The following is a 25,585-nucleotide window of genomic DNA, read 5'->3' as shown; positions in this document are numbered from 1 at the left end:
CAGATCTCCCGTTTTTTCTATTTTACAGTCACCGTATGGCCATCCACGGAGATAGTCACCATGCCAGTTCGTTCTATTAATCTCAATACTTTATTAAAATCATCAAATCGTTGCATCTCGATCGTGAAACACTCGTTCATCACCGCCGGATTCTCAAAAATAACCTGCACGTCATACCAGCGAGATAGTTCCTCCATTATATCTTTCAAGGAAACATGAACAAAATGGAATTTTCCCTCATGCCATGCCACGTAAGGAGCCACATCCACGTCAAGTACTTCAAGATCGTTTGTACCCGGAGCCTCAAAAGCTTGTTGACCCGGTTTCAACAGCACAGTGTTATCCGCCCCCTTCACCTGTACACGTCCTTTCACCAGAGTTGTCGCCCGGGAAGACCCGCCATACGCACGAATATTAAATTCAGTTCCGAGTACCCGAACCGTGTAGTCTTTCTCCACCTCCACGATAAAAGGTTTCGCCTCATCATGTTTCACGTCAAAATAAAGCTCCCCCTTCGCGTACACTTTCCGTTCCTTCCCTGTAAACACGGTCGGGAAACGAAGAGACGATTCCGCATTTAACCATACCACCGTTCCGTCGGGCAGCACGACTTTATACTCTCCCCCCCTCGGAATCCGGATTTCGCTGTATTGGGCCGCACTTATTTCCGCACTATCACTTTTGTAGGTCAACGTCCCTCGTTCATTCACGAACCGGCCACCTTCAAACAACTGTAAGTCACAAATACTGTCTTTACCCAAATCGACCACTTTGCCATCAGGTAAATAAAGCTGTGCCGTTGATACTCCCGGAACAATTCGCTCTTGCCGTAGCTCCGGCACTCCCGGTTCTACCTGCCGCATATTCAAGTACATTATCCCGATCAAAAGAGGAACAATCAATGAAGCTGCCACCGCCCAGCGACGCATCACAAGACGACGACGCAACCCGGTAGCCCGTTCCAAACGGAGCCACGTTTTCTCCCTTCCTTTATCCAGTCGATCAAAATAGAACGACTTTTCCAGCATATTCTCCTTGTTGCAAATTTTCTCGAACAATTCCCTATGCCTTCCTTCACGTAACCAGGATTCGAGCATTTCCCGTTCAAACGCAGAGAGTTCCCCACGTAAAAAACGATAAATAACAAGCTCTATCCTAGGATCAATTTTCTCCATTTTTCAAAAATTTCCCCTAAAACGTGAACACCTCCCCACAGGGTGACACCCTTTGTAAAAAAAAATTCTTTAAACGCCCAAAAGAAGTAATAACAACCACTGAATACCCTTCAACCGTTCCCGTAACATCCTGTAAGCACGCAATTTAATCGTCTTCACCGTGTTCACGGAAACTCCTAACTCTTTCGCAATTTCAGGATTGGAAAGGCCCTCCATCGTCAGAATCACGACCCGACGGGATCGCTCTGACAAATCCTTTATCGCATCGTACACCATCGCATGGACCTCCTCTTCAAGAATAAATTCTTCCTCTCCCTCTTCCGTGAGCCACAGGATTAATTCCGGCTCATTGCGACGTTGCACTTTTTGGTGACGCAGGTAATCCAAACAAGCATTTCTGACACTCATATACAGGAAACTTTTAATTGCCGCAACAAAATAAAAGTCCGCCCGTTTCTCCCACACCTTCAGGAAAGCATCTTGCACGAAATCTTCAACAATCTCATCATCCTCAATATACTGGAAACCGTACGACTTCACGGGGAGATAATATCGATCAAAAATCTCCTTGAAAATCACACCATTTCCAGCCCGGAACTTTTTTATTAGAACATCCTCTGATTTCGTCAAAACAATAAGTACTAATTACAAGAAACACTTACTTTACATGAACTCAAAGTTAATATTTTCTTTCTTTCAATACAACTCCCTTAACAATTTTAATGACAATATCTTGCCTTTAAAGGGCAAAACATGCTGAAGAACATACCAGAGGAGACGAGGTCGCTTCCCAAAATTAGTTTACCAAACTTACCTGCTTATAGTAAACCACATCCCCGACAAGACAGGATGAGATAAGGCAGAAAACGGGGATCAACTTCGGTACACTCTCGGTATTCCTTCGCTACTCCCTCGCTCGTGAGCGAGCGTGTACCGACCGTGCGAGGAAAATAAATCGGGGGTAAAGGCTTATCACACCCTTTACCCCCCGAAACATCTTTTCGTTCTCTTCCTAAATCACCAGCAAGCCGTATAAATCACGGCTAACAAAATACAAATCACGTAAGCACAAATATTAAATACCTTATCGGTTTTGAACATTTCAGAGGTCAACACCAAGCCTTTCGGGTCGTCATCCGTCTTGCAGGTAGCCAAACTAACCATACCGATTGTTACCATCGTCAACAAGAACGTGTACATCATCTGATCGAGGAACGGCATTTCGATGGGCAGGAACTTCAACAACAACGCCACGGGAATAGAGATCAGCACTCCGATTATAGCCCCCCGGTTCGTAGTCTTCTTCCAGAACAATCCCATCAGGAACACGGCCAGTATACCGGGGCTCACTAACCCCGTGTACTCTTGAATATACACGAACATCTGATCGAAATTAGCCATCATAGGAGCAATCAAACCCGCAATCACCAACGCCACGGCTGCCGTGATCCGTCCCACACTCACTAATTTTTTGTGCGAGGCCTCCCGATCCATGTAAGGTTTATAAATATCCATCGTAAATATGGTAGAAGTCGAATTCAGCATGGAGGCCAACGAAGAAACGATAGCCGCTGCCAATGCCGCCAGCACCAAACCCTTCAAACCCGTGGGTACAAACGTCCCGATCAGCCACGGATAGGCTTTATCATTTCCTCCCGTCATCTCGAACATTGCCGTCACGGACGGGTCTTTAGACTCCGTGTACATCACGAAAGCCACGATTCCCGGAATAACCACGATCAAAGGCACGATCAATTTCAGAAATGCCGCAAAAGCAATACCTCGTTGAGCCTCTTTCAATGACTTGGCCGCCAACGTCCGCTGGATGATGTATTGATTGAACCCCCAATAATAGAGGTTTGCCACCCATAAACCACCGATAAGCACGGCAATACCCGGCAGGTTTTTAAACTCCGGGTTATCCTTCGAGATAATCATATGGAACTTATCGCCCGCCGTGTCCACGACGTGGTTAAATCCCTCCACGACACCGCCACCGGGCAACACGTTATCCAAAGCGATAAGCGTGGTTATAACGCCCCCGACGATCAACAAGGCCACCTGAATCACATCCGTCCAAGCCACTGCCGACAATCCCCCGTAAATGGAATATGCCGCGGCAACAAAGGCCAGCCCGACAATGGCAGGAATGAACAACTCCCCGTTACCCGTACCAATAATCGTATCAATAGCTTTTGCCCCCAGGAAAAGCACTGAAGTCAGGTTCACAAAAATAAACAAGGCGATCCAGAAAACGGCAAGAATAGTCTTCAGGTTTGTCGAAAAACGTTTTTCCACGAATTCGGGGATCGTGTAAAGCCCCTGTTTGATAAATATAGGTAAAAAGAATTTACCCACAATGATTAAGGTCAAGGCTGCCATAAACTCATACGAGGCAATGGCCAGTCCCACAGCGAACCCCGATCCGGACATCCCGATAAATTGTTCGGCAGAGATATTCGCCGCAATCAACGAGGCCCCGATAGCCCACCATGGTAACGATTTGCTCGCAAGGAAATAATCCTCCGTTGTCTTCTGCACACCTTTCTTACCTCTTGACACCCACAATCCCACGGCGATAATCATTAAGGCATACGCCCCGAAAATGAAATAATCCCAGAACTCAAAACTCGTGTTCAACATTTTTCCAATTGTTATGGTTTATACTTAGTAAATTTTCCTCGCCCCATCACCAATGTCCGCCACGTAAAACTCGGCATTCAATCCAATTTTATCATGATACACGGGAGCCAACTTCTCGATAAATTCCTGCACGTTGTCTTCTTTCACAAGGCTCACGGTGCAACCACCGAAACCGCCCCCCGTGATCCGGGACCCCAGCACACCCGGCAACTTCTGCCCTTCCTCTGCCAGCGTATCCATCTCGACACCGGTAACCTCGTAATCTTCCTTCAATGACCGATGCGACGCGTTCATCAATTCCCCGAAACGAACCAAATCCCCCTTTTGCAACACGTCAATGGCCTCGTTTACCCTAGCGTTCTCCGAGACGGCATGACGAGCCCGGCGATAAACGGTTTCATCAGAAATCAGATGCCGCACCCACTCCAATTCTTCCTCGCTCAAATCACACAGATGTTTCAAGTTCAGTCCTTGATTTATATCGGCCAAAGCCTGTTCACACTGGCTCCGCCGCACGTTATACTCGGAAGTAACCAGATCATGGTTCTTATTTGAATTGGTGATTACCAATTTATACCCATTGAGGTTTAGCGGGATCAAATCATAATCCAAAGTACCGCAATCCAGCGCAATAGCGTGTCCCTTCTTTCCCATACCCACGGCAAACTGATCCATAATCCCGCAATTCATACCCACGAAAACATTCTCTGCCCGTTGTGACATTTTCACCAACTCCACCACGTCCAGCCCGGCATTCAACTGATCGTTCAGCATAAACGCCGTCACGACCTCTATCGAAGCTGACGAGGATAACCCGGCCCCATTCGGAATATCCCCGAAATACAGAATGTTAAAACCCCACGGGTCAAGCCCCCGATCCGAGAACTCCTTCACCACGCCCAAAGGATATTTCACCCATTCACTGGGTTTATTCTCAAAAATACTTTGATCACATTCCACTTGAAAAGTTTGGTTCATACTGGCGAAAGCAATCTTCCGATCCTCCCGACGAGCCACGGCCAGATAAGTCCCGAAACTTAACGCACACGGGAATACCCGTCCCCCGTTATAATCAATATGTTCCCCGATTAGATTTACCCGTCCGGGAGCAAAGTACAGATGTTCAACCTTTGTCCCGCAAATTTCCTCAAATCTTTTTTCCAACACGCCTGTATCCATTTTAATTAATTTAAAATTTAGAATTTAAAATGGGGTCTAACGCCATATGTCTACAAAGTTAAAGTATTTTCTTTAAAATTTTATATTCAACACGAATGAAAATTACATTCTATTGCTTATTTTTATGAGTCGATTAAAATCATGGATCATGGAATTGAAAGAATATATTCTCAAGAATGAATGCCTTGAAATTCACGTATGTAATCTCGGCGGGATTATAAAAAACATATTTGTACGCGATTGCAGGTGGAAACTTGTAGACGTGGTTTTAGGATTTGATACCCTTGAACAATATATTGACCCGGAGTACCGGAAAAATTACCCTTATTTCGGGGCGCTCATCGGACGCTATGGTAACCGCATCAAAGGCGGGGAGATCACGATTGACAACAAGACTCACGTGTTGAACAAGAATGAAAAAGAAAATACCCTCCACGGGGGAACACCCGGATTCGATCAACGTCTTTGGGACGCGGAGCAACCGGACAACGAACATCTCATTCTGCACTACACTAGCCCGGACGGGGAGAACGGTTTCCCCGGTACACTGGACGTCACGGTTCGTTATTCCATTGAAAACAACGTGTTCCGGGTGATTTACGAGGCTAGTTGCGATCAACCGACACACGTGAATCTCACGCAACACCCCTATTTCAATCTAAGGCCGACCGACGAGAATATCGGGAATCACGAACTACGGCTTTATACCTCCCACTATCTGGAAACAACTCCTGATTTAATCCCAACGGGAACTGTCCTCTCGACAGACAAAAAACACGCTTTCAATTTCAACAAACCGCTTTTCCTCGCCTTGCAGGAAGACGGGTTGGATGATTGCTACACGTTCGGAGATCCGATAGAACCCCAACTCATGGCCGAGTTGTCCCACCCGAAAAACGGGATCACGGTCACCATCCTGTCGGATTACCCCGGCTTGCAGGTTTACACGGGTAAATACATCGACGTGGCCAACGGGAAAGGCGGAAAGCATTACGGTCCCTATTCGGGAATTGCCCTAGAGACACAAATGCTCCCGGACAGTCCCCACCATCCTTGTTTTCCTTCCACCCGTTTGAACCCGGGCGAACAGTATCTTCACAAAACGATCTACTCGTTCAACTGTATCAGCGTGGAAGAAGACTACGAGGACGAAACCGAGGGATAAATCGATAGATTTATTTTCGTTTGGTTTTTAAGAAGAACATCGGGATCACAGCCAATAACGTAGTAACGAATGCCACGAAAAACACATCGTTAATCCCACTGATATAGGCCTCCATGTCCACGTGTTCCAATGCTTAACCCGTCCACCACGTTCGGGCAAGTCTCTCCTATACAAACAACACGAGAATCGACAACAAGAGCTGCAAACAAATGAAAAAGAGAACACAAATTACTTTTCCGGATATTTCACATAAGAAACAGATGATAATATACACGTTCGACATTTACTTTGTAAAGCCTATATTAAAAGGTTTATTTATTATTCTTTTGAATCATTGCTTAATTTTATTAGTTTTGCAAAAAGCGATCGGTAATGGACATAGAAAAATTACATGGTACGGACCCTCGGTTATACCAACTCGTGGCACCGTTGGTAATGAGCATTCCCGTACTCCGGTACAATAACAACTATCCGTTCAAGACCTCCGTCCACCACAAATGGCTTGTGGCAACAGAGAAGGGAGTGGTGAAAGGTTTCATGCCTATTGACATAAAGAGTACGGGCGCCTGTATTGATAATTATTACGTATCAGGAGGCAATTCCTTGTTACTATCCGCCTTGATTGACTTCGCAAAAAAAGAATTTGCAGGGGAACAACCTCTTTTTGCCGTTTCCCACACCCGAGATGCAGAAACCTTCAAAATAAACGGTTTTATAGTTTCAAAAGAGTGGAAATTGTATATAAAAATGGTATATCCTCCAGCTTATGAGAATAAAAAAAAGTGTGTATGATGTCGTGCAAAACCGACTAGAGCGAATTTTTTCTGATTTTGATAACGTGTACGTGTCTTTTTCCGGCGGCAAAGACAGCGGGGTTTTACTAAACCTCTGTATTGACTATATCCGTCAGCATAAACTAAAACGGAAACTGGGCGTTTTTCACATGGACTACGAAGTGCAGTACAACGAGACGATCCGGTACGTGGACCGCACGCTCGCCGATAACGCTGACTTGCTGGAAGTCTACCGGGTATGCATCCCGTTCAAAGTCTCCACGTGTACTTCCATGTACCAGCGTTTCTGGCGCCCGTGGGAAGACAATTTACGAGATCTGTGGGTCAGGGATATGCCCGAAATATGCTACCGCAAAGAAGATTTTGATTTCTACACAGAAGAGATGTGGGACTACGATTTTCAAGTCAAATTTGCAGAATGGTATCACCGGAAGAAAAACGCTCAACGTACTTGTTGCCTCATCGGGATTCGCACGCAAGAAAGCTACCATCGCTGGCAAGCCATCCACCGGGACAGGAATTACCACAGTTACAAGCACTTGAAATGGACTCACAAAGTAACAGCAAATATCTTTAACGCCTACCCCATATACGACTGGCTTACCACGGACATCTGGACCGCCAACGGAAAATTTCAATGGGACTACAACCACCTGTATGATCTCTACTATCAGGCAGGAGTTCCTCTTGAAAGGCAACGCGTAGCCAGCCCGTTTATCTCGCAGGCACTTTCCAGCTTGAAACTCTACCGGGCCATAGATCCGGACACATGGGGCAAAATGATTAACCGGGTCAACGGGGTCAACTTTACCGGGTTATACGGGGGTACTTCCGCCATGGGCTGGCAGTCCATCACCCTCCCGGAGAACATGACCTGGTCATCCTATTTTAAATTTCTCCTTTGCACGCTGCCGGAAGAGGCCAGAGAAAACTACTTGCACAAACTCTCCGTGAGCATGGAGTTTTGGCGAAACAAAGGCGGCTGTCTGGCAGAAGAGACCATCGCCAAACTCCGACGAATGGGAATCCCGATCTCGGTTAGCGAAACGACAAATTACAAGACAGATAAAAAGCCCGTGCGCATGGATTATCAGGATGATGTACGTATTCCGGAGTTCAAAGAACTCCCCACGTTCAAACGTATCTGCATTTGTATCCTGAAAAACGATCATGCCTGTAAATACATGGGGTTCGCCCCCTCGAAAGCCGAACGGGAACGCCGGGCCAAGGTGATGCAAAAATATAAATCTATCATGGAATCTTATGGAAGAATATAAAAGTCCCGTATACAACGTTATTTCCGTCCCGATTGATAAGGTGGTCGCCAACACCTACAACCCGAACGTGGTGGCACCCCCGGAAATGAAACTATTGGAACTATCCATCTGGGAAGACGGCTACACGATGCCCTGCGTTTGTTACTACATCCCGGAAAAGGATATTTATGAACTCGTGGACGGTTTTCACCGCTACAAAGTCATGAAAACATCCCAACGGATATTCGAACGAGAAAAGGGATTACTCCCCGTAGTCGTCATCAACAAAGATATTTCCAACCGCATGGCCTCCACCATCCGGCACAACCGGGCAAGAGGTACGCATAGCATCGAATTAATGACCGAAATCGTGGCCGAACTGACCAAAGCCGGAATGTCCGACACTTGGATCATGCGTAATATCGGAATGGATAAAGACGAATTGTTACGCCTGAAACAAATCTCCGGGCTGGCAGAATTATTTGCCGACAAGGAATTTAGCCTAACAAGAGATGATTGAGGTAATGAATTGATTTATGATTTACGATTTATAATTGAAAAAAAAGCGTTGACTTGTGGGAGAGAATCTAAAATCGTAAATCATAAATCTAAAATTAATTTGTCTTCCAGTCCCCGATGTTTCTCTCCTTCGGGTCGAAATTGACACCGATTTTCATGAGTTTCCGCCCATCGACGGTATAGGGAATAAGATAACCCCGATCGTCAATCTGGGCGAGGGCTTGCTCTGCACTGCCGTCCAGCTTAAACTCGAAGACGTAAATGTAGTCGGCAGTTTTCACAACGGCATCGGCTCGTCCTTTGGCACTTCGCACTTCAGCTTCGGAGAATTGTCCCATGAGCTTGAAGACAAGGTAAAAAATGGTCTGATAATGACGTTCCGTGCGGTCGTTCAGCTCGTAGGAAATCCCAGCAAAGAAAGCTCGAAGGCGGGTGAGGAAGGCATCGGGATCACCTTCCCGTAGCTCCCGGATGAATTTACCGATATAGAAACTCGTGTCCGTTTCCTTAATCGGGGTATAGAACGGGGTAACAAAGTTGAGGAAACCGTATTTTACTTCCTCGTTGGGGAATCCCAATGTGTATATTTGAAATTCGTTATCGTATTTTTTGATAGTCAAGTAACCACTCTGGTAGATCATAGGAACCGGGTTATTGATGTCGGCCCGATCGTCAGTGAGTGATGCGGCAGAAACCTCTATACCGTCGAGTTCTCGCAGGTCAAAATCAGTCTTCTTCAGTATCTCGACAAGGAAGGTAGGAGTTCCGCTAGCGAACCAGAAATTATCGAACATGGTCGTATCAAGCACGTTAAGTATGCTGAACGGATTATAGACACCCACCATATCTCGGTAGTTGAAGTGATACCCGTCATACATACGGGTGAGACGTTCCATGCAAGCCTCCCCGTCGAGGTGGTTTGCCTCGGCCAATAACTTTAACTCCGGGACGAAGTTCGCACGTATCTCTTCACCAGTAAGACCGCAAAGCGTGGCGTACCGGGGATCGAGACTAATATCTTTAAGTTGATTGAGATTACTGAATATTCCCATCTGGGCAAACTTGGTTACCCCGGTGATGAAAACAAGACGCAGCCACGGGTCGGCACTTTTTAGCACGGAATAGAATGCGGTCAGCGTGTCCCGGAAGGCTTTCTGCAAAGTCTCGTCATGAAAACTGTTGAGCAAGGGTTTGTCATACTCGTCAATCAAGACAACAACACCCCGTCCGGTTTTCTCATACGCTTTTCGAATGACTTCCATGAAACGACCGGAGTGAGTGATACCCTTCCCCCCGGTTTCATAAATCTCTTCCCAGTACAGTAACTGCCGCTCCAACATATCATGCAATCGATCGGGCGAATCGTATTTCTCAGCATTCAGGTCTAGGTGTAGCACAGCGTGGACGTTCCATTCTGTTTCCAACCGCTCAATGGCAAGCCCCTTGAAAAGTTCTCGTTTGCCTAGGAAATAGGCCTCCATCGTGGAAAGCAACAAACTTTTACCAAAGCGCCGAGGGCGGCTGAGGAAATAGGGCTTCCCCATAGTCGCAAGACGATAGACAAACTCTGTTTTATCGACATACACGAAGTCATTTTGACGAATGTATTCGAAACTCTGTATGCCGATAGGCATCTTGCGAGGAAGGGATAATATTTGATTCATGAACGTTCTCTTTACTTTTATTTAGGCAAAGTTACGAAAAACTTATTTATAAAGTTCATGGTTCATAAAGTTTATAAGCCCCATCCGGAGTATCTAGCCCATTTGTTCGCCCGTGATTATCCCCTAGTCTATCGATAGACTAGGGCAAAAACATAGCATCTTCACAGCATGAACATAGCAAGAACAATCTTCCATGTACTTGCCGTATTCCTGTGATGTAATTGTTTGGTATTTGTCCTAGCCCATCCCTAGCCATACCCTAGGGTAATGACAAGGCAGCAATGATCAAATCGTTTCAAAGTATTTCACCAACTTATCATGAGGCACTGAAACACAGATACGGGAATAATTCTTCGCGTACTCCTGCCGGGTTTTCGTGAAGAAAGAAAGTGATACGGCACCAATATAGTGTTCCAGCAACTCCTCCTCACCACGATTCACGATCACGAAAATGCCTCGTGGCGTGGTTCCATGATAAAATTCTTCCGCCAGCAAGCCTCTCGCCCGCAAATACTCGATATTCAAAGCTATATCCCGGGTAGTACGCTCTTTAAATGCCGTCACGGCCTTTTTCCCTTCCGGCGTTGTCAGCAAGCGTAACACGAGTTCCTGTGCAAAACCGTTAATCCCGTTCGTGTTATACATCACCCTCACCTCCAACTCATCATGCAACTCCTTGTTACACGTGTGGATAAACCCAAGTCGCTGGCCACTCAACCCGACCGACTTGCTAAAGCTTTCCGTGATAATCACGTTATCCAGATTCATCAGACGCGTGTAATAATCATCTGAAGCATCCATAAACAACCGACGATAGGGACAATCATAAAAAATCACCACCCCGGCATCATTCAACGCCCGAATAATATTCAATTGTTCCTCGTCATCATGCTTGTCTCCCAGCGGGTTACTCGGATCACTAATTAACACGGCATTTCCCCGCAAACGATCGATCATCGGGAGTAAATCCGCTTGACTGTCATATCCTTCGCTCTCCACTGAACGAATCTTGAGCATTTTGAAATAACATCCCCAATAATACGAGGGCAGGAATAACTTTCCGATATTCACGGTCTGTGCCACGAGATCAAGGGCATGCATTCCCCCTGCCGTAATTAATATATTATCCGGCGAAGACTTTCCGGCAAAAAACTCCTCGTTAATTGCCGCTCGTAAGTCCGGACGCCCGGCTCCATGCGGGTACACCTGTATCTCCGGAGAATTAAAGTTTATTGATTTCACGACTTCTGTCAAGTCGATATTTACCACTTGATTCACACCCCGGTTCAAGGGCAAATACTCTTTCCCACTCTTCTGGGAAAGTTCTTTCAGCGTCTCCCCGATTTGCACGATACGGGAAAGAGCGGCCCCACTCTTGTTTATTTTCATCGCAATCCAGCGTTTTTAATTATCGTTCTGTTTCAATCGTTCGTTAATCAAATCCCTGTATTCGTAATAAAGGTCTTCCAGCAAAGGCATCTTCTCGGCAAAGAAAGCGTATATCCGCTCGTGATCCTCCACCCGGTAAAGATTCACCCCCCGCAACTCGAAATAAATCGCGCTGATCTCCTGCCCCTCGATCCCGGTATACTCCTCTTCCCACTTCAACTCGTCACCGCACTCCGCCCGAAATAACGTCTGGTAAGATAACATACATTCGTACACCTCGAACCGACGTAACTCATTTTTATGGTCTATTTGGAATAACACGAGAGCCTTCTCCCGGTCCGCGTAAAATTTCAACTGCGTGGATCGTATCTTCACCCCCGTGAGTACCCATTTCCGGTAAATATGTTTCCGCTTGCAATAGCGCTTGAAACCTTCCCAGAATTTCACCCGAATCTCTTTTGCCTCTTCTTTCGTGAACACCTCTGATAAATTAAAATTAGTATGCAGGGACAACCCCGCAAATATAACAAAAATTGCAAAGTATTTCATATATTTGCGGGAGTGATAAAGTTTAAGGTTCATAAAGTCCATAAGGTCTATAAAGTTTATAAAGTCAATGGACTCTTGCGGGGCGCTTGGTCCACGGTAGCCCAAGTTGCCGTTAAACACCGTCCGAAAGACACCCGTCACTTTAGACCTTATGAACTTTATGAACTTTATGAACTTTATGAACTTTATAAACCCATTATTTATGTTGACATTAAAATACTATCAAGATAAAATCGAGGCCGGATGTGATGAGGCCGGCAGGGGATGTCTGGCAGGACCGGTTTTCGCGGCAGCGGTAATCCTTCCTGAAGACTTTTCCAACGAAATGCTTAACGACTCGAAACAACTCTCTGAAAAGAAACGGGATGAATTGCGCACGATCATTGAACGGGAAGCCCTCGCGTGGGCCGTGGCCAGCGTGGATAATAACGAAATCGACAAAATCAACATCCTCAACGCCTCCATCGAAGGGATGCATAGGGCGCTGGCACAACTAAGTGTCACCCCAGAACATATTCTGATTGACGGCAACCGGTTCAAACCCTACCGGAACATCGAACACCATTGCATCGTAAAAGGGGACGGGAAATACATGGCTATCGCGGCAGCCTCCATTCTGGCCAAAACACACCGGGACGAATACATGAAAAAATTGCATGAAGAGTACCCCGTTTACGACTGGATCAGCAACAAAGGCTACCCGACCAAAAAACACCGGGAAGGCATTTTGCTCCATGGAATTACCCCTTATCATCGACAAAGTTTCACGTTGCTCGACCCGCAACTAAAACTAGATTTCGATCACTAAAAATAACAAATGGTACGATAGTTGTTACCCCTCAATAGAGGTAAACTTTTAATTTTTAACTTTTAACTTTTAGTTTTTAACTTATAACTTTTAACTTAATCCTATGCCCGTAATCAATTCCATCATATCCATGTTCTCGACCAAAAGGTTGGCACAAATCGATTTCTTCAAAGAAAATCCGATTCAGGTGCAACGAGACACGTTGGTTGAATTACTTCGCAGAGCCGCTGACACGGAGTACGGACTGAAATATGATTTCGACTCTATTTTGACGGCAGAACAATACCGGGAACGCCTGCCCATCATTCACTACGAAGAGCTGGCCCCCTATTCAGAGCGATTAATGAACGGCGAGCAAAACCTGTTATGGCCGGAACCCATCACGTGGTTTGCCAAATCGTCAGGCACAACAGCGGCAAAAAGCAAGTTTATCCCGGTCAGCAAAGAATCTTTGGAAAGCTGCCATTTCCGAGGCGGTAAGGATGTTATCTCCATTTTCAATAAACTATACCCGGATGCACAAGTATTCAACGGGAAGACCTTGGCTCTAGGGGGAAGTAGCGAAATATCCAAGACAAACAACAACTGCCGTTACGGGGACTTGTCCGCCATATTAATCTCCAACACCCCGTTCTGGGCCAACATGATGAAGACCCCCGACCAATCGATCATGCTCATGAGCGAATGGGAAGAAAAGATTGAAAAGATATGCGACACCACAATCAAAGAAGATGTACGCAGTCTCGCTGGGGTACCCTCTTGGTTCCTCACGCTCATCAACCGGATTCTGGAACGCACGGGAAAAAGCAACCTTCACGAAGTATGGCCAAACTTGGAACTATTCATTCACGGTGGCATAAACTTCACCCCCTACCGGGAACAATACAAACGCCTGTTGCCCGACCCGAAAATGAAATACATGGAAACCTACAACGCATCGGAAGGTTTCTTCGGATTACAGGATGATCCCGGCGACTCGTCTATGCTGTTAATGCTAGACTATGGCGTTTACTATGAATTTGTTCCGATCAGCGAACTGACTAAACCGCATCCCCGGGCTCTTCTATTGGAAGAAGTAGAAACCGGGGTGAACTACGCTCTTGTTATTTCCACGAATGGTGGATTATGGCGCTACATGATCGGGGATACGATTATGTTCACCTCTACCCGTCCTTACAAATTCAAAATCACGGGACGCACAAAGTTATTTATCAACGCTTTCGGGGAAGAATTAATTATCGACAACGCCATCGAGGCCCTAAAACAGACCTGCGAAAAAACCGGTGCCACAGTGATGGCATTCACGGCTGCCCCGGTATTCATGGAGGATGGTAAAAAAGGAGCCCACGAATGGATTATCGAATACGGAACTCCCCCCGCGGACTTGGAGAACTTTGCCAATATCCTTGATACGGAACTGAAAAAAGTAAATTCCGACTACGAGGCGAAACGCTATAAAGATATGTCACTTCAACGATTAATCCTTCACACGGCTCGTCCGAACCTCTTCAATGACTGGCTGAAAGAAAAAGGAAAACTTGGCGGACAGAATAAAGTACCGCAATTGTGGAATGACCGCACGCACATCGATGAATTACTAAAAATGAATCAAGGATAAGATTCAGATAATGAATCCCTCGCCGACAAAGCAAGAAAAAGTTTATAATAATTATAAACTTTTTCCTGTTTTAGGCCGTATCTTTGTAAAAAATTCACACACATATGAGAAAAACAACTATTTTAATGATGATCGCCGTGACGCTTGGCTTCTCCGGCTGTAAAAGTAACAGCGGAGACAAAGCGCAACTGACTGCCAACGAATGGCAACTGAAAGAGATGACCACCACAAAGGGGAAAACCACTCTTCCGCAACGAGTACCCACCCTCATGCTGACCGACACCAACACGATGTACGGATTCTCCGGGTGTAACCGATTTTTCGGAAGATACTCCACGGAAGGTAACACCATCAAGTTAGAACCGGGTGGAAGTACCATGATGGCTTGTCCGGATCTCCAATTCGAGCATGAATACATTCAGACTTTGGCTGCCATGGCCTCGTACAGCATTGAAAACAAAGAATTGAAATTAACGGATAAAGACCGGAAACAAACTCTTGTTTTCGTGCCTAAAACAGAAGAAAAAGTAATTGGTGTCGCAAACGACGCCCACGGATGCAACGGTGCGGCAGGCTACACTTGGTCTGAAGCTAGAAAAGACTGTATCCGCCTGTTCGAATCCGGTGTTCGTATGAACCCGGTTAACGATCCGCAAGCAACGCTTTCCACCTTCATCGTGTTCTCCACCGATTCCACGTTAGCCGAAGTATTTATTCCCAACATGGAAAACCACCCTCTACTGAACAGACGCGAACTACCGAAAGGCGGTTATGCATGGAACGTGGAAGATGACGACACCTATAACGTAAGACAAGTAAACGGACAATGGATCATCGAACAACGCGGTGAAACATTATACACCGAAACCCCAGAAAGCGTGATTAACGTGGTATTCCAAGGCGGTGACGGTAAAACCAAAATGCTATACCAAGTAGAAGTAACCTTCTACCCCGCGGAAGAACTGGCAGTCGTAACACTTGACGACCAGACCTACGAGCTACCACAGCAACGCATGGCTTCCGGTTTCATGTACAAAAACGATCAAGTAAGCCTGATGGGAAAAGGGAAAGAAGCCGAATTAACCCTCCCCGACGGAAAAGTATTGAAACTACATGAAAAGAAGTAGGAAATGAGTTCGTAAAGTTTATAAGGTTCATAAAGTTTATAAAGTGACGGGTGTCCTTCGGACAATACTTACGGCAGCTCAAGCTACCGCAGACAAAGCGCCCCGAAGGGTCCAAGGACCTTATAAACTTTATGAACCTTACAAACTTTATAACTTAATAATCAGCACCGTCACGTAAGCCGAAACCCCCTCTTCTCTCCCCTCAAAGCCCAGTTTCTCCGTCGTGGTAGCCTTGATGGTTATCTCATCTACATCAATCCCCATAATTTCAGACAAACACTCCCGCATCTCCAAGGTCCGCATTTTAATTTTCGGCCTTTGCAGGCATATCACGCAATCAATATTACCGATAGCAAATCCCTTGTTCTCAATCATATCGATCACCTTCTTCAACAGAATTTTACTATCAATACCCTTGTAAGCGGGGTCCGTATCCGGGAAATATACCCCAATATCATCCAGCCCGGCAGCTCCCAAAAGTGCATCACATATCGCGTGAATCAACACATCCCCATCCGAATGAGCCACGCACCCTTTTTCATGTTCCAGTTTAATCCCTCCTAACCAAAAGTCCAGTCCCGGCTCCAGCCGATGGACATCGATCCCTATACCTGTTTTTATTTTCATTGTAATAATATTATTATCCTGCAATATTAATGAAAAAACCGTTCATGGTTCATTTATTTTTATAAATTTGTCACTCTGATCGGATATTATGAAAAGATGAAAGAGCTTGAATCAATATATAATTCTTTTCTGGCAGGTAGCCGGATTACAACAGACTCCCGAGAGGTAAAAACAGGAGATATATTCATTGCCTTAAAGGGTGAAAATCACAACGGTAACACCTTTGCAGAGAAAGCCGTGGCCCAAGGAGCGAAACACGTCGTTATTGATGAGGCCGCCTACAACACGGCTCCCCAATGCGTACTCGTTCCCGACACCCTGCGATTCCTGCAACAACTGGCCAACCACCACCGCCGGAAATTGAACATCCCCATCTTGGGAATCACCGGGACAAACGGCAAAACTACCACTAAAGAATTATGTCACGCCGTTCTTTCCAAAAAATATAATACCGTTGCCACGAAAGGCAATTTAAACAACCATATCGGTGTACCCCTCACCCTGTTAAGCATGGACGCCTCCACGGAATTCGGTATCGTGGAAATGGGGGCCAACCATCCGGGGGAAATAAAAGAATTATGTAAGATTGTTGAACCGGACTACGGTATCATCACGAACATCGGGTACGCCCACTTGGAAGGATTCGGGAGTTACGAAAATATCATCCAAACCAAAAGAGCCCTTTACGAATCCGTGAAGGAAAAATCGGGAATTTTATTCGTGAACGGGGAGGATAAATTGTTGTGCCAACTATCGGAAGACCAAAAAAGATACACCTATGGCATCGACGGACATTTCACGAACGGGGAAATCGTTCAGACCACCCCTTACCTCGTGTATGCCTTGAAAACCCATCACGGACAACTATACATCCGGACGAAACTCATCGGGGGATATAACTTCGACAACGCCATGGCAGCCACCACGGTTGGAACATATTTCAATATCGATCCTTTACAAATACAGGCCGCCATCGAAGCTTACACTCCCTCTAACCTTCGCTCGCAACTACTGAAAACGGAACGCAACACGATCATCCTGGATGCCTACAACGCTAACCCGAGCAGTATGCAAGTCGCCATTTCCAATTTCGGAGAAATGAAAGCAGACAACAAATTACTGATTATCGGGGAAATGCGTGAACTGGGAGCCATTTCCGAAGAGTCCCATAAAAACATCATGGAACTCATGAAGAAAAACAACTTTCCCCAGGTATTCCTCGTGGGACCGAGTTTTGAATCCATCGCAAATAACTATACCTTTACGCGTTACTTCCCCGACACGGACACGCTGATCGAGTATCTCAAAGCGAACGAGATCCGCCACGCTTTTATCCTGATAAAAGGTTCGAGGGGAAATAAACTGGAAAGGATTACAGAATACTTATAAAACAACAGACCATGAACGACAGAGTTGTCATCATACCGACCTATAACGAAAAAGAGAATATCGAAAACATTCTCCGTTATGTTTTTAAACTGGAACCGAAGTTTGATGTGCTCGTGATAGAGGACAACTCTCCCGACGGCACGGCCCAGATTGTAAAACGTCTGCAATCCGAGTTCCCACAACTTCACATGATCGAACGTAAAGGAAAACTAGGACTCGGAACGGCCTATATCACCGGATTCAAATGGTCTCTGGAACACGGGTATAACTACATCTTCGAGATGGATGCGGATTTCTCCCATAACCCCGATGATCTGGTCAAATTGTATCACGCCTGCGAAAGCGGGGAAGGCGATATGGCGATCGGTTCCCGTTACGTCACAGGTGTTAACGTCGTGAACTGGCCTATGGGACGGGTTCTCATGTCCTATTTTGCCTCCAAATACGTGAGATTCATCACGGGCATGAAAATACATGATGCCACAGCCGGATTCGTTTGTTACACCCGGAAAGTCTTGGAATCCATTGACCTCGACAACATTCGTTTCAAAGGCTACGCCTTCCAGATCGAAATGAAATTCACAGCGTGGACTTTGGGATTCAAGTTGAAAGAAGTCCCCATCATTTTCACAGACCGTACCCTCGGCACGTCCAAAATGAGCGGAGGCATCTTCAACGAGGCCTTTTGGGGTGTCATCACGATGAAACTCCGGAGCTTGGGAAAACGTAAGAAAATTGAAAATGGAGAATGGAGAATGGAAAATTAAGCTACCCCCTCTAACTCCCCCTTACACAGGGGGAGGATGTGCCGCAGAGGAACATTGAAGCGCCTTCTCGCGTTCGTTTCTCCCCTTGTGCAAGGGGGAGCCAGAGGGGGTAGTTAAAGCGTCAGCCTCGTGCGGCCGGAATCTAAAATTTAAAATCTAAAATCTAAAATCAATATGCGTATATTACTTCAAGGCGGAACCATCATAAACGAGGGGAGAACCTTCAAAGGGGATCTCTTGATTCACAACGATCGTATCGAGAAAATCATAGAAGGCGAATTGGATTCAGTTCCCGGGGACATCAAAGTTATCGATGCCACGGGGAAATATATTATACCGGGAGTGATTGACGATCAAGTACACTTCCGCGAACCCGGCCTCACGCACAAAGGAGACATCCGGGAAGGTAGCCGGGCAGCAGCAGCCGGGGGCGTGACCTCTTTCATGGATATGCCTAACGTGAAACCTCCCACCGTAACCAACGAGTTACTCCGGGAAAAACAACAGATTGCCAAGGAAAATTCGGCTGTCAACTACTCGTTCTACCTCGGTGCCACCGTTGACAATATCGACGAGATTAAAAAGGTCGATCCGCACACGACTTGCGGCATTAAAGTTTTCATGGGTTCCTCCACGGGTAATATGCTGGTGGATAGTCGGGAGGCTTTGGAAAAGATATTTGCCGAATCCCCCATTCTTATCGCAACCCATTGCGAGGATTCGCCCACGATAGACCGTAACTTGGAACTATACAAGCAACAGTACGGGGAAGACATTCCTCCTTTCTGCCATCCTTTGATCCGCAGCCGGGAGTGTTGCTACACCAGCTCTTCGCTGGCAGCCGAGCTGGCACGTAAACACAACAGCCGCCTGCACATACTTCATTTAAGCACGAAAGAAGAATTGGAATTACTAGATCAAGGTCCCCGCACCCAAAAACACATCACCGGGGAAGTATGCGTTCACCATCTCTGGTTCAATGATCAGGCCTACCACACCAAAGGCAACCTCGTCAAGTGGAATCCTGCCATCAAAACCGAAGAGGATCGGCAAGCCCTGTTACAAGCCTTGAATGACAACCGTTTGGACATCATCGCCACGGATCACGCTCCCCATCTCCCGGAAGAAAAAGCCGGAGTGTACACCAAATCAGCCAGCGGTGGCCCGATGATACAACACTCGCTGACCGTCATGCTGGAACTCATGGAGAAAGGCCAGATCACGCTTGAAAACATCGTGGACAAAATGTGTCATGCCCCTGCCGACATTTTCCATGTCGAAGAAAGAGGCTACCTGCGGGAAGGCTACAAGGCTGACATCGCTATTTTCGAAAAACACCCGTGGACCGTGAAGAAAGAAAACTTACTTTACAAATGCGGCTGGTCACCACTCGAAGATATGTCCTTTACCTACCGGGTAAGCATGACGCTCGTGAACGGGCAAATCGTGTACGATCATGGTAAGATCAATGACGACGTGTGCGGGGAAATGCTGACGTTCTATTAATCTACAAAACCAAAAGCACACAGGCCGCAATGAACAACAGGAACAACACGTTCCCCAGCCAACGGGTTCGGTGTGAAATAAAATATTGAGTAAACATATAAGATAACGGGATCGCTGTAATCAAGGTGATCCCGTGACAATTAAACGGGATAAAAAACAAAGAACTCCCCACGAAAAGCAACATGGACAACATCGACAACATACCCCGCCGTTGCGCCACGATCGCCATCGGGTAGTTCACCACGACATTATACAAGGACACAACGATCAGCACACCGATCACGACAAAAGCAACCACTTTCTCAGGCATTATTTTCCAGAACACTTGTCCGCTTGTCAATGCCTGTACGAACACATCCGGTAATGTTGCCAACCGATCCGTCAGGAAGTAATAACATCCCGTGAAAAATAACGCGGAAAAGATCCCGATAAACAGCGCCACCAAATCCTTCAACGCCGCCCTTCCCGAAAAAGGTAGGACGATAATCGCCCAAACGATCAGCATGATCAATTTCGGGCAAAGCAAAACCGCCAGCGTGGAAAAAAGCCCGAAACCAAACACCGGCGAGTTGGATTGCGTGTTCACGATGGCCGATTGCAAACGAGCCACGGCCAACACGACACACAAAGCTGCCACCAGATAATTACTCACCCCGTAACGACAAATCACACCGATACACAACAAGGCATAAACCACCGCCGGGAGAACCGTGATATGAGACAAAAACTTATACCGATCGGCAACAAAGAATACCAGAAACGACAAGCATAACAAAGCCAGTACCCCAATTTCCTTCCACCACAAACCGCCTTGTTCCTGGAAAGCAGGAATGGAAATAACGCCCAAATCCGGACAAACGGAAAAATCATCCGGTCCGAAAGTAAAACGTAGAAATGCAATTGCTGCCAAAATAAATGGCAGCAAATACAGCATATAAACCCTCTTGGTTTTTAAAATGGCGTTAAATCTCATCATCCACCATTTTACAAATCAAAACCTATATCTCTTCTGAAATTCATCCCGTCGAAATGAATCTTGGCCACGTTCTCGTAAGACTGGGCCAAAGCCTCCCGCATAGTCTTCCCGAACGAACTCACGGCAATCACACGTCCCCCGTTCGTCACGACCTTCCCGTCTGCCAACTTCGTCCCCGCGTGGAACACGATACTCCCCTTCACGTCCGGTACACCCGTGATCTCCTTTCCTTTCTCGTAATCCCCGGGATACCCTTGAGAAACAAGCATCACGGTCGTACAGAAACGATCATCCAGTTCGAACGCCGCCTGTTCCAGCTCCCCCTTGGCCATCGCCTCGAAAAGAGACAAAATATCCGTTTTCAATCTCGGCATCACCACTTCCGTCTCCGGATCACCCATACGCACGTTATACTCGATCACGTAAGGATCACCACCAACATTCATTAGGCCGAAAAAGACAAATCCCTTGTAGTCAATCCCGTCTTTTTGTAATCCCTCGATCGTGGGGCGCACCACCCTCTCTTCCACCTTCCGGTTGAACTCTTCATTGGCAAACGGCACCGGGGAAACGGCCCCCATACCACCCGTGTTCAATCCTGTATCGCCCTCACCAATACGCTTGTAGTCTTTGGCAGAACCCAATATTTTATAACTTCTCCCATCCGTCAGCGCGAACACGGAAAGCTCTATACCTTTCAAATACTCCTCGATCACCACCTGATTCCCGGCCTTCCCGAACTTTCCTCCCAACATCAGTTCCAACTCCCTCTTCGCCTCTTCCAAATTATCCAGAATCAACACGCCTTTCCCGGCTGCCAACCCGTCCGCTTTCAACACGTAAGGCGGTTTCAACGTCTCCAAAAAAGCAAACCCTTTTTCAAGATTATCCTTCGTCACCGTCAAATAACCGGCTGTCGGGATATGGTGGCGGAACATAAATTCCTTCGCAAAATCCTTACTTCCTTCCAGAATAGCCCCCGCTTTTCCCGGTCCCACGATCATCAGTCGGGCAAAACGAGCGTCTGCCTCAAAATAATCCCGAATACCCTCCACCAGAGGATCTTCCGGTCCGACAACCAGCATATCGATAGCGTTATGTTCCACGAAAGTCGCCAACGCCTCGAAATCCGTTACCTTAATATTTACATTTTCAGCTATCTCTGCCGTTCCGGCATTTCCCGGAGCAACATATAACTTTGTTAATCTTTCACTCTGATTTATTTTCCACGCCAACGCATGTTCGCGTCCACCGCTACCCAATAATAATACTTTCATCCTTTTTTAGTTACAAGTTTACAAGTTACAGGTTACAAGTTGAATCCCGACACGTTCATCGGCAGGTGCGTTATTATTCCCAAGAACCTGTAACATACAACCTGTCAACTTGTAACTCGGCCTTGCCGAATGTACAAAGATAAGGCTTTAGCATAAATCATAAATCATAAATCACAAATAAATTTGGAGTAATTGACGGATTTCTATAACTTTGTTAAAAATCAAGGCCATGAACAGATACACTACCAATGGCGAAGAGGGAGAAATTCTCCCGAATTTACTCGGAATCACGGACGAAGAGACTCTTCACAATGCGGAGTTCGAAGGCTTCTTGATGGCAGAAATCTTGTTCACGGAAAAGCTAACGCCCAAGACAAAATTTTCAGTCAAATACATCTGTGACATTCACCGTACGGCGCTAAAAGAACTCTACTCCTTTGCCGGGCGTTTCCGTTCCGTCAACATTTCCAAAGGCGGATTCGTGTTCCCGGCCGGAAGATTCATCCCGGATAGTATGCGCATTTTCGAAGAAGAAATTCTTTCCCAACTCCCTGATCACTACACCAGTCAACAAGCTCTGATAAAAGACATCGCCAAAGTACACGGTGAATTACTCTTCATCCACCCGTTCCGTGAAGGCAACGGCAGAACATCCCGTATTCTCGCCAACCTCATGGCACGAAAACAAGGTTATCCCGGCTTAAACTTCAAAAGGATTGATTTTAATGAATATATTATCGCTGTTCAGCAAGTAGCACGAAAAGACTACTCCAGAATGGAGCAGATTATCGCTTACACATTTTAAGCTTCAAATCCACCCGTTCCAAAATAGTATAAGCAGTTTCTTGGGAAATTTTTATCCCTTCCAGTTGAAACGAGGCAATCATTCCTTGCAAAATCTCTTCCCGAACCGTGGCATTTTTTACAAGCTGCGGCATCTTTTCTTTTATTTTTTCCATATTACAAATATACGACTTTTCCCCTTATTATCAAAGCAATTCAGCCACAAATTCCCCTCTTTTTAACCTGAAACTTGCAACCTGCAACCACCCTGCGATCACCTCCACGTTTCCTCCACCGTGTAATTCAAAAAGCGATTAAAAGGCTGCATCAGTAAAAGTCGCTCCACACACCGTTCAACCACGTCCTCCCCCTCGAAAAACGAATCGGGAACATAATTCGATACCGTGTAAGATTTGTATTTCAACAAATCCCCTTCCGGAAAATCGGCAGGAAAAGGTGCAGGCACCTTTTTCAACTTCTCCCCCTCCAACACGTAATGTTTTTGGAATTCCGCATCCCGGATAATTCCCGTAAACTCATCTATATTATCATACACGTCTTTCCGCAAAGCCTTCAGCAACGATGGTTCCGGACACCAAATTCCACCCCCTATCATACAATTCCCCGGTTCTATATGCACGTAATATCCCGCCCGGGGACTTTGCTTACCACCCTTCACCATGTATGCCCCGATATGCGTCTTATAAGGTTCCTTATTGGGTGAAAACCGGACATCCCGGTAAATTCTGAAAATACAATCTTTCGCCGTCAACCCGTCCACGTCCGGCTCCGTCACGGCCAATGCCGGAATTACCCGGTTAATGAAATCCTCATGTCCGGCCTTTACAGCCAAATACCACTCCTTATGCGCATTAAACCACTCCCGGCTATTATTCTCCCTCAACTCTTCCAAAAACCGGAACACTTCCGCCATTGAAAAGTTACAAGTTACAGGTTCTTTCATTTTCAATTCTCCATTTTCAATTTTCAATTTCTCGGCACCCATTTCACTTCTTCCAGCCCGCAATCTTTTGCCAGCTTACGCCCTAGCACGAACAAATAATCGGAAAGGCGATTCACATACCGCACGATAATATCCTCCACCTCTATTTCCTCGCTCATATCAATAATCCGGCGTTCCACCCGACGGCAAACCGTACGGGCAATATGACAAGCCGACACCTCCGGCCGTCCTCCCGGCAACACAAAATATTGCAGTGGCGGCAACTCCTCGTCCATCTTGTCTATCGCCCTCTCCAAAAAAGCCACGTCCTCATCCGTGCAAGGCAACTTCTTCTGCATATTACTCACCGCCGTGTCCGTCGCCAAGTTTGCCCCGACCACGAACAGCACGTTTTGAATCTCGATCAACTGTTTCACGCTCTCCCCATCAATCGGGTACGACCGAATCATCCCCAAATGACTGTTCAACTCGTCAACACCCCCGTAAGCCTCTAACCTCACGTTATTCTTTGCCACCCGGGTTCCCCCGATCAAAGCCGTCGTCCCCTTATCTCCTGTTTTCGTGTAAACTTTCATACTGATTTTAGATTTAATGATTTCCAATTAAGTGATTTAATGATTTCCGATTAAGTGATTTTCCCCCCACAACCTAACACGCTCTTTTTTTAATCACCTAATCATTCAATCGGCAATCACAAAATCTTTTAAATTATCACATTATACTTTCCCTTCTGCAATCTCGTGTCAAAGAACACGATCCCGTACCACATCATGTCGATCGAAACAGTCCCCTCCTGCCTTAATTGTCGCCATGCCAACGAATTAAAACGCCCCTTGTAAATATCTTTAATCACTATACATAGCGGGCCTCGCCTGCGCACTCGCAAAACCTCTTCCCAAGTTTCATCCCAATCCTCCTCGAACGCTCTCCCCAAGAAAACCATATCGATCTTGCGACCTTTCAAATCTCCCGGCTTCACCTGTTCCGTGTACTCGGCCCCCGGACATGCACATCCCCCGTTCAACAACACCATCTGTTTCGAAACAGCCGCCAGATACATGGAAACCCACGGCGATCGAACCCCGACACACAGCACGTTCCGGTAAGAAAAATATTCTGCCAAACGAAAAAGCAAACGATACAATTTCCGCTCTTTCTCCCGAATATTTCCCTTCGATTCAATTCGTTCAAAATCGTAATAAACCGCTTTTTCCTTTATTACATTCGTGATCAAATCAAAAACGAACGGGGAATGTACCCCGTATCCCCTTTTATGTCGAAAACGAATGGCATGTTTAAATCGTTGTTTTAAATAATTATACATCTCCCGGTAAACTATCTGTCCAAATTATTTATTCCACGAAATTAAAATTTATTCCCGATATGCTCAACTAAAGTCATCTATTTTTT

General features: G+C 46.1%; 25 protein-coding genes. 11 read left to right on the top strand and 14 right to left on the bottom strand.

Going from position 1 to position 25,585, the window contains the following annotated elements; translation table 11 throughout:
• Positions 1–17 precede the first annotated feature (17 nt).
• The 4 genes from I2I33_RS05995 to I2I33_RS05980 form a co-directional block, all read right to left on the bottom strand.
• Entirely contained in the window at positions 18–1,175 is a 1,158-nt protein-coding gene (locus I2I33_RS05995; RefSeq protein ID WP_087420931.1) for a FecR family protein, read from the bottom strand.
• 69 nt (positions 1,176–1,244) lie between these two features.
• Entirely contained in the window at positions 1,245–1,805 is a 561-nt protein-coding gene (locus I2I33_RS05990) for an RNA polymerase sigma factor (protein WP_162613763.1), read from the bottom strand.
• A gap of 387 nt (positions 1,806–2,192) precedes the next feature.
• Positions 2,193–3,818, bottom strand: coding sequence for a sodium/sugar symporter (locus I2I33_RS05985; RefSeq protein WP_087420929.1), 1,626 nt, complete (start codon positions 3,816–3,818; stop codon positions 2,193–2,195).
• 24 nt (positions 3,819–3,842) lie between these two features.
• Positions 3,843–4,997 carry a galactokinase gene (locus tag I2I33_RS05980; RefSeq protein ID WP_087420928.1) on the bottom strand — a complete coding sequence of 385 codons (1,155 nt, stop codon included), beginning with the start codon at positions 4,995–4,997 and terminating at the stop codon, positions 3,843–3,845.
• 148 nt (positions 4,998–5,145) lie between these two features.
• On the opposite strand from I2I33_RS05980, the gene I2I33_RS05975 reads away from it, so the two are divergent.
• From I2I33_RS05975 to I2I33_RS05960, 4 genes are all read left to right on the top strand, one after another.
• Positions 5,146–6,162: an aldose epimerase family protein gene (locus tag I2I33_RS05975; RefSeq protein ID WP_162613762.1), complete on the top strand. Its 1,017-nt coding sequence runs from the start codon at positions 5,146–5,148 to the stop codon at positions 6,160–6,162.
• Between the two features lie 372 nt (positions 6,163–6,534).
• A complete protein-coding gene (locus I2I33_RS05970) occupies positions 6,535–6,954 on the top strand; it encodes a hypothetical protein (RefSeq protein WP_087420926.1) in 420 nt (139 codons plus the stop codon).
• Positions 6,929–8,233, top strand: coding sequence for a DUF3440 domain-containing protein (locus tag I2I33_RS05965; RefSeq protein ID WP_087420925.1), 1,305 nt, complete (start codon positions 6,929–6,931; stop codon positions 8,231–8,233). Before I2I33_RS05970 ends, I2I33_RS05965 begins: the two co-directional genes overlap by 26 nt.
• A complete protein-coding gene (locus I2I33_RS05960) occupies positions 8,220–8,732 on the top strand; it encodes an IbrB-like domain-containing protein (protein ID WP_087420924.1) in 513 nt (170 codons plus the stop codon). The genes I2I33_RS05965 and I2I33_RS05960 overlap by 14 nt, the downstream gene beginning before the upstream one ends.
• 94 nt (positions 8,733–8,826) lie before the next feature.
• Here I2I33_RS05960 and I2I33_RS05955 read toward each other — a convergent pair whose 3' ends face one another.
• The 3 genes from I2I33_RS05955 to I2I33_RS05945 all read right to left on the bottom strand — a co-directional run bounded on the left by I2I33_RS05955 (position 8,827) and on the right by I2I33_RS05945 (position 12,333).
• The gene (locus tag I2I33_RS05955; RefSeq protein WP_087420923.1) at positions 8,827–10,395 is read right to left on the bottom strand and encodes an ATP-binding protein; all 1,569 of its coding nucleotides are present in this window, start codon (positions 10,393–10,395) and stop codon (positions 8,827–8,829) included.
• Positions 10,396–10,680: 285 nt separating this feature from the next.
• On the bottom strand, positions 10,681–11,784 hold the full coding sequence (locus tag I2I33_RS05950; RefSeq protein ID WP_087420922.1) for a pyridoxal phosphate-dependent aminotransferase: 1,104 nt from the start codon (positions 11,782–11,784) through the stop codon (positions 10,681–10,683).
• Positions 11,785–11,799: 15 nt separating this feature from the next.
• The gene (locus I2I33_RS05945; protein ID WP_229128213.1) at positions 11,800–12,333 is read right to left on the bottom strand and encodes a DUF4268 domain-containing protein; all 534 of its coding nucleotides are present in this window, start codon (positions 12,331–12,333) and stop codon (positions 11,800–11,802) included.
• 202 nt (positions 12,334–12,535) lie between these two features.
• On the opposite strand from I2I33_RS05945, the gene I2I33_RS05940 reads away from it, so the two are divergent.
• The 3 genes from I2I33_RS05940 (at position 12,536) to I2I33_RS05930 (ending at position 15,886) form a co-directional block, all read left to right on the top strand.
• Positions 12,536–13,141, top strand: a complete 606-nt coding sequence (locus tag I2I33_RS05940) for a ribonuclease HII (RefSeq protein ID WP_087420921.1) — start codon at positions 12,536–12,538, stop codon at positions 13,139–13,141.
• Between the two features lie 103 nt (positions 13,142–13,244).
• On the top strand, positions 13,245–14,759 hold the full coding sequence (locus I2I33_RS05935) for a GH3 auxin-responsive promoter family protein (RefSeq protein ID WP_087420920.1): 1,515 nt from the start codon (positions 13,245–13,247) through the stop codon (positions 14,757–14,759).
• Positions 14,760–14,863: 104 nt separating this feature from the next.
• Positions 14,864–15,886: an META domain-containing protein gene (locus tag I2I33_RS05930; RefSeq protein WP_229128212.1), complete on the top strand. Its 1,023-nt coding sequence runs from the start codon at positions 14,864–14,866 to the stop codon at positions 15,884–15,886.
• Positions 15,887–16,033: 147 nt separating this feature from the next.
• On the opposite strand, the gene ispF is transcribed toward I2I33_RS05930, so the two are convergent.
• Positions 16,034–16,513, bottom strand: coding sequence for a 2-C-methyl-D-erythritol 2,4-cyclodiphosphate synthase (gene ispF / locus I2I33_RS05925; protein WP_087421297.1), 480 nt, complete (start codon positions 16,511–16,513; stop codon positions 16,034–16,036).
• Between the two features lie 96 nt (positions 16,514–16,609).
• Here ispF and I2I33_RS05920 point away from each other — a divergent pair, with 96 nt between their 5' ends.
• The 3 genes from I2I33_RS05920 to I2I33_RS05910 all read left to right on the top strand — a co-directional run bounded on the left by I2I33_RS05920 (position 16,610) and on the right by I2I33_RS05910 (position 20,175).
• Entirely contained in the window at positions 16,610–17,902 is a 1,293-nt protein-coding gene (locus tag I2I33_RS05920) for a UDP-N-acetylmuramoyl-tripeptide--D-alanyl-D-alanine ligase (RefSeq protein WP_087420919.1), read from the top strand.
• 11 nt (positions 17,903–17,913) lie between these two features.
• Positions 17,914–18,669 (top strand): polyprenol monophosphomannose synthase, encoded by a 756-nt coding sequence (locus I2I33_RS05915; RefSeq protein WP_087420918.1) that lies wholly within the window; start codon positions 17,914–17,916, stop codon positions 18,667–18,669.
• Positions 18,670–18,843: 174 nt separating this feature from the next.
• The gene (locus I2I33_RS05910; RefSeq protein WP_087420917.1) at positions 18,844–20,175 is read left to right on the top strand and encodes a dihydroorotase; all 1,332 of its coding nucleotides are present in this window, start codon (positions 18,844–18,846) and stop codon (positions 20,173–20,175) included.
• Position 20,176: 1 nt separating this feature from the next.
• Here the strand turns inward: I2I33_RS05910 and I2I33_RS05905 are convergent, their stop codons facing one another.
• Entirely contained in the window at positions 20,177–21,148 is a 972-nt protein-coding gene (locus I2I33_RS05905) for a hypothetical protein (protein WP_087420916.1), read from the bottom strand.
• An 11-nt stretch (positions 21,149–21,159) separates the two neighbouring features.
• Positions 21,160–22,428, bottom strand: coding sequence for a phosphoribosylamine--glycine ligase (purD, locus tag I2I33_RS05900; protein ID WP_087420915.1), 1,269 nt, complete (start codon positions 22,426–22,428; stop codon positions 21,160–21,162).
• Positions 22,429–22,657: 229 nt separating this feature from the next.
• Between purD and I2I33_RS05895 the strand changes: the two genes are divergently transcribed.
• Complete coding sequence (locus tag I2I33_RS05895; RefSeq protein ID WP_087420914.1) at positions 22,658–23,233, top strand: Fic/DOC family protein; 576 nt, start codon at positions 22,658–22,660, stop codon at positions 23,231–23,233.
• Here the strand turns inward: I2I33_RS05895 and I2I33_RS05890 are convergent.
• The 4 genes from I2I33_RS05890 to I2I33_RS05875 form a co-directional block, all read right to left on the bottom strand.
• On the bottom strand, positions 23,214–23,387 hold the full coding sequence (locus tag I2I33_RS05890) for a hypothetical protein (protein WP_162613761.1): 174 nt from the start codon (positions 23,385–23,387) through the stop codon (positions 23,214–23,216). The two genes, I2I33_RS05895 and I2I33_RS05890, sit on opposite strands and share 20 nt — an antisense overlap.
• A 98-nt stretch (positions 23,388–23,485) precedes the next feature.
• Positions 23,486–24,175: a DUF2461 domain-containing protein gene (locus I2I33_RS05885; RefSeq protein WP_229128211.1), complete on the bottom strand. Its 690-nt coding sequence runs from the start codon at positions 24,173–24,175 to the stop codon at positions 23,486–23,488.
• 23 nt (positions 24,176–24,198) lie between these two features.
• Positions 24,199–24,750, bottom strand: a complete 552-nt coding sequence (locus I2I33_RS05880) for a cob(I)yrinic acid a,c-diamide adenosyltransferase (protein ID WP_087420913.1) — start codon at positions 24,748–24,750, stop codon at positions 24,199–24,201.
• Positions 24,751–24,878: 128 nt separating this feature from the next.
• Positions 24,879–25,499 carry a hypothetical protein gene (locus I2I33_RS05875; protein WP_087420912.1) on the bottom strand — a complete coding sequence of 207 codons (621 nt, stop codon included), beginning with the start codon at positions 25,497–25,499 and terminating at the stop codon, positions 24,879–24,881.
• Between the last annotated feature and the right edge of the window lie 86 nt (positions 25,500–25,585).

Origin of the sequence: Butyricimonas sp. BSD2780061689_150309_C8 (genome assembly GCF_015560935.1) — a bacterium.
Lineage (GTDB): Bacteria > Bacteroidota > Bacteroidia > Bacteroidales > Marinifilaceae > Butyricimonas > Butyricimonas paravirosa.
This window is presented reverse-complemented; position numbering and strand designations above follow the sequence as displayed.

What these genes read in the sequence shown, in the direction of transcription:
- I2I33_RS05995 (WP_087420931.1), bottom strand. Translation starts at nt 1,175, where the DNA reads ATGGAGAAAATTGATCCTAGGATAGAGCTTGTTATTTATCGTTTTTTA.
- I2I33_RS05985 (WP_087420929.1), bottom strand. Translation starts at nt 3,818, where the DNA reads ATGTTGAACACGAGTTTTGAGTTCTGGGATTATTTCATTTTCGGGGCG.
- I2I33_RS05980 (WP_087420928.1), bottom strand. Translation starts at nt 4,997, where the DNA reads ATGGATACAGGCGTGTTGGAAAAAAGATTTGAGGAAATTTGCGGGACA.
- I2I33_RS05975 (WP_162613762.1), top strand. Translation starts at nt 5,146, where the DNA reads ATGGAATTGAAAGAATATATTCTCAAGAATGAATGCCTTGAAATTCAC.
- I2I33_RS05970 (WP_087420926.1), top strand. Translation starts at nt 6,535, where the DNA reads ATGGACATAGAAAAATTACATGGTACGGACCCTCGGTTATACCAACTC.
- I2I33_RS05965 (WP_087420925.1), top strand. Translation starts at nt 6,929, where the DNA reads ATGAGAATAAAAAAAAGTGTGTATGATGTCGTGCAAAACCGACTAGAG.
- I2I33_RS05960 (WP_087420924.1), top strand. Translation starts at nt 8,220, where the DNA reads ATGGAAGAATATAAAAGTCCCGTATACAACGTTATTTCCGTCCCGATT.
- I2I33_RS05955 (WP_087420923.1), bottom strand. Translation starts at nt 10,395, where the DNA reads ATGAATCAAATATTATCCCTTCCTCGCAAGATGCCTATCGGCATACAG.
- I2I33_RS05950 (WP_087420922.1), bottom strand. Translation starts at nt 11,784, where the DNA reads ATGAAAATAAACAAGAGTGGGGCCGCTCTTTCCCGTATCGTGCAAATC.
- I2I33_RS05945 (WP_229128213.1), bottom strand. Translation starts at nt 12,333, where the DNA reads ATGAAATACTTTGCAATTTTTGTTATATTTGCGGGGTTGTCCCTGCAT.
- I2I33_RS05940 (WP_087420921.1), top strand. Translation starts at nt 12,536, where the DNA reads ATGTTGACATTAAAATACTATCAAGATAAAATCGAGGCCGGATGTGAT.
- I2I33_RS05935 (WP_087420920.1), top strand. Translation starts at nt 13,245, where the DNA reads ATGCCCGTAATCAATTCCATCATATCCATGTTCTCGACCAAAAGGTTG.
- I2I33_RS05930 (WP_229128212.1), top strand. Translation starts at nt 14,864, where the DNA reads ATGAGAAAAACAACTATTTTAATGATGATCGCCGTGACGCTTGGCTTC.
- ispF (WP_087421297.1), bottom strand. Translation starts at nt 16,513, where the DNA reads ATGAAAATAAAAACAGGTATAGGGATCGATGTCCATCGGCTGGAGCCG.
- I2I33_RS05920 (WP_087420919.1), top strand. Translation starts at nt 16,610, where the DNA reads ATGAAAGAGCTTGAATCAATATATAATTCTTTTCTGGCAGGTAGCCGG.
- I2I33_RS05915 (WP_087420918.1), top strand. Translation starts at nt 17,914, where the DNA reads ATGAACGACAGAGTTGTCATCATACCGACCTATAACGAAAAAGAGAAT.
- I2I33_RS05910 (WP_087420917.1), top strand. Translation starts at nt 18,844, where the DNA reads ATGCGTATATTACTTCAAGGCGGAACCATCATAAACGAGGGGAGAACC.
- I2I33_RS05905 (WP_087420916.1), bottom strand. Translation starts at nt 21,148, where the DNA reads ATGAGATTTAACGCCATTTTAAAAACCAAGAGGGTTTATATGCTGTAT.
- purD (WP_087420915.1), bottom strand. Translation starts at nt 22,428, where the DNA reads ATGAAAGTATTATTATTGGGTAGCGGTGGACGCGAACATGCGTTGGCG.
- I2I33_RS05895 (WP_087420914.1), top strand. Translation starts at nt 22,658, where the DNA reads ATGAACAGATACACTACCAATGGCGAAGAGGGAGAAATTCTCCCGAAT.
- I2I33_RS05890 (WP_162613761.1), bottom strand. Translation starts at nt 23,387, where the DNA reads ATGGAAAAAATAAAAGAAAAGATGCCGCAGCTTGTAAAAAATGCCACG.
- I2I33_RS05885 (WP_229128211.1), bottom strand. Translation starts at nt 24,175, where the DNA reads ATGAAAGAACCTGTAACTTGTAACTTTTCAATGGCGGAAGTGTTCCGG.
- I2I33_RS05880 (WP_087420913.1), bottom strand. Translation starts at nt 24,750, where the DNA reads ATGAAAGTTTACACGAAAACAGGAGATAAGGGGACGACGGCTTTGATC.
- I2I33_RS05875 (WP_087420912.1), bottom strand. Translation starts at nt 25,499, where the DNA reads ATGTATAATTATTTAAAACAACGATTTAAACATGCCATTCGTTTTCGA.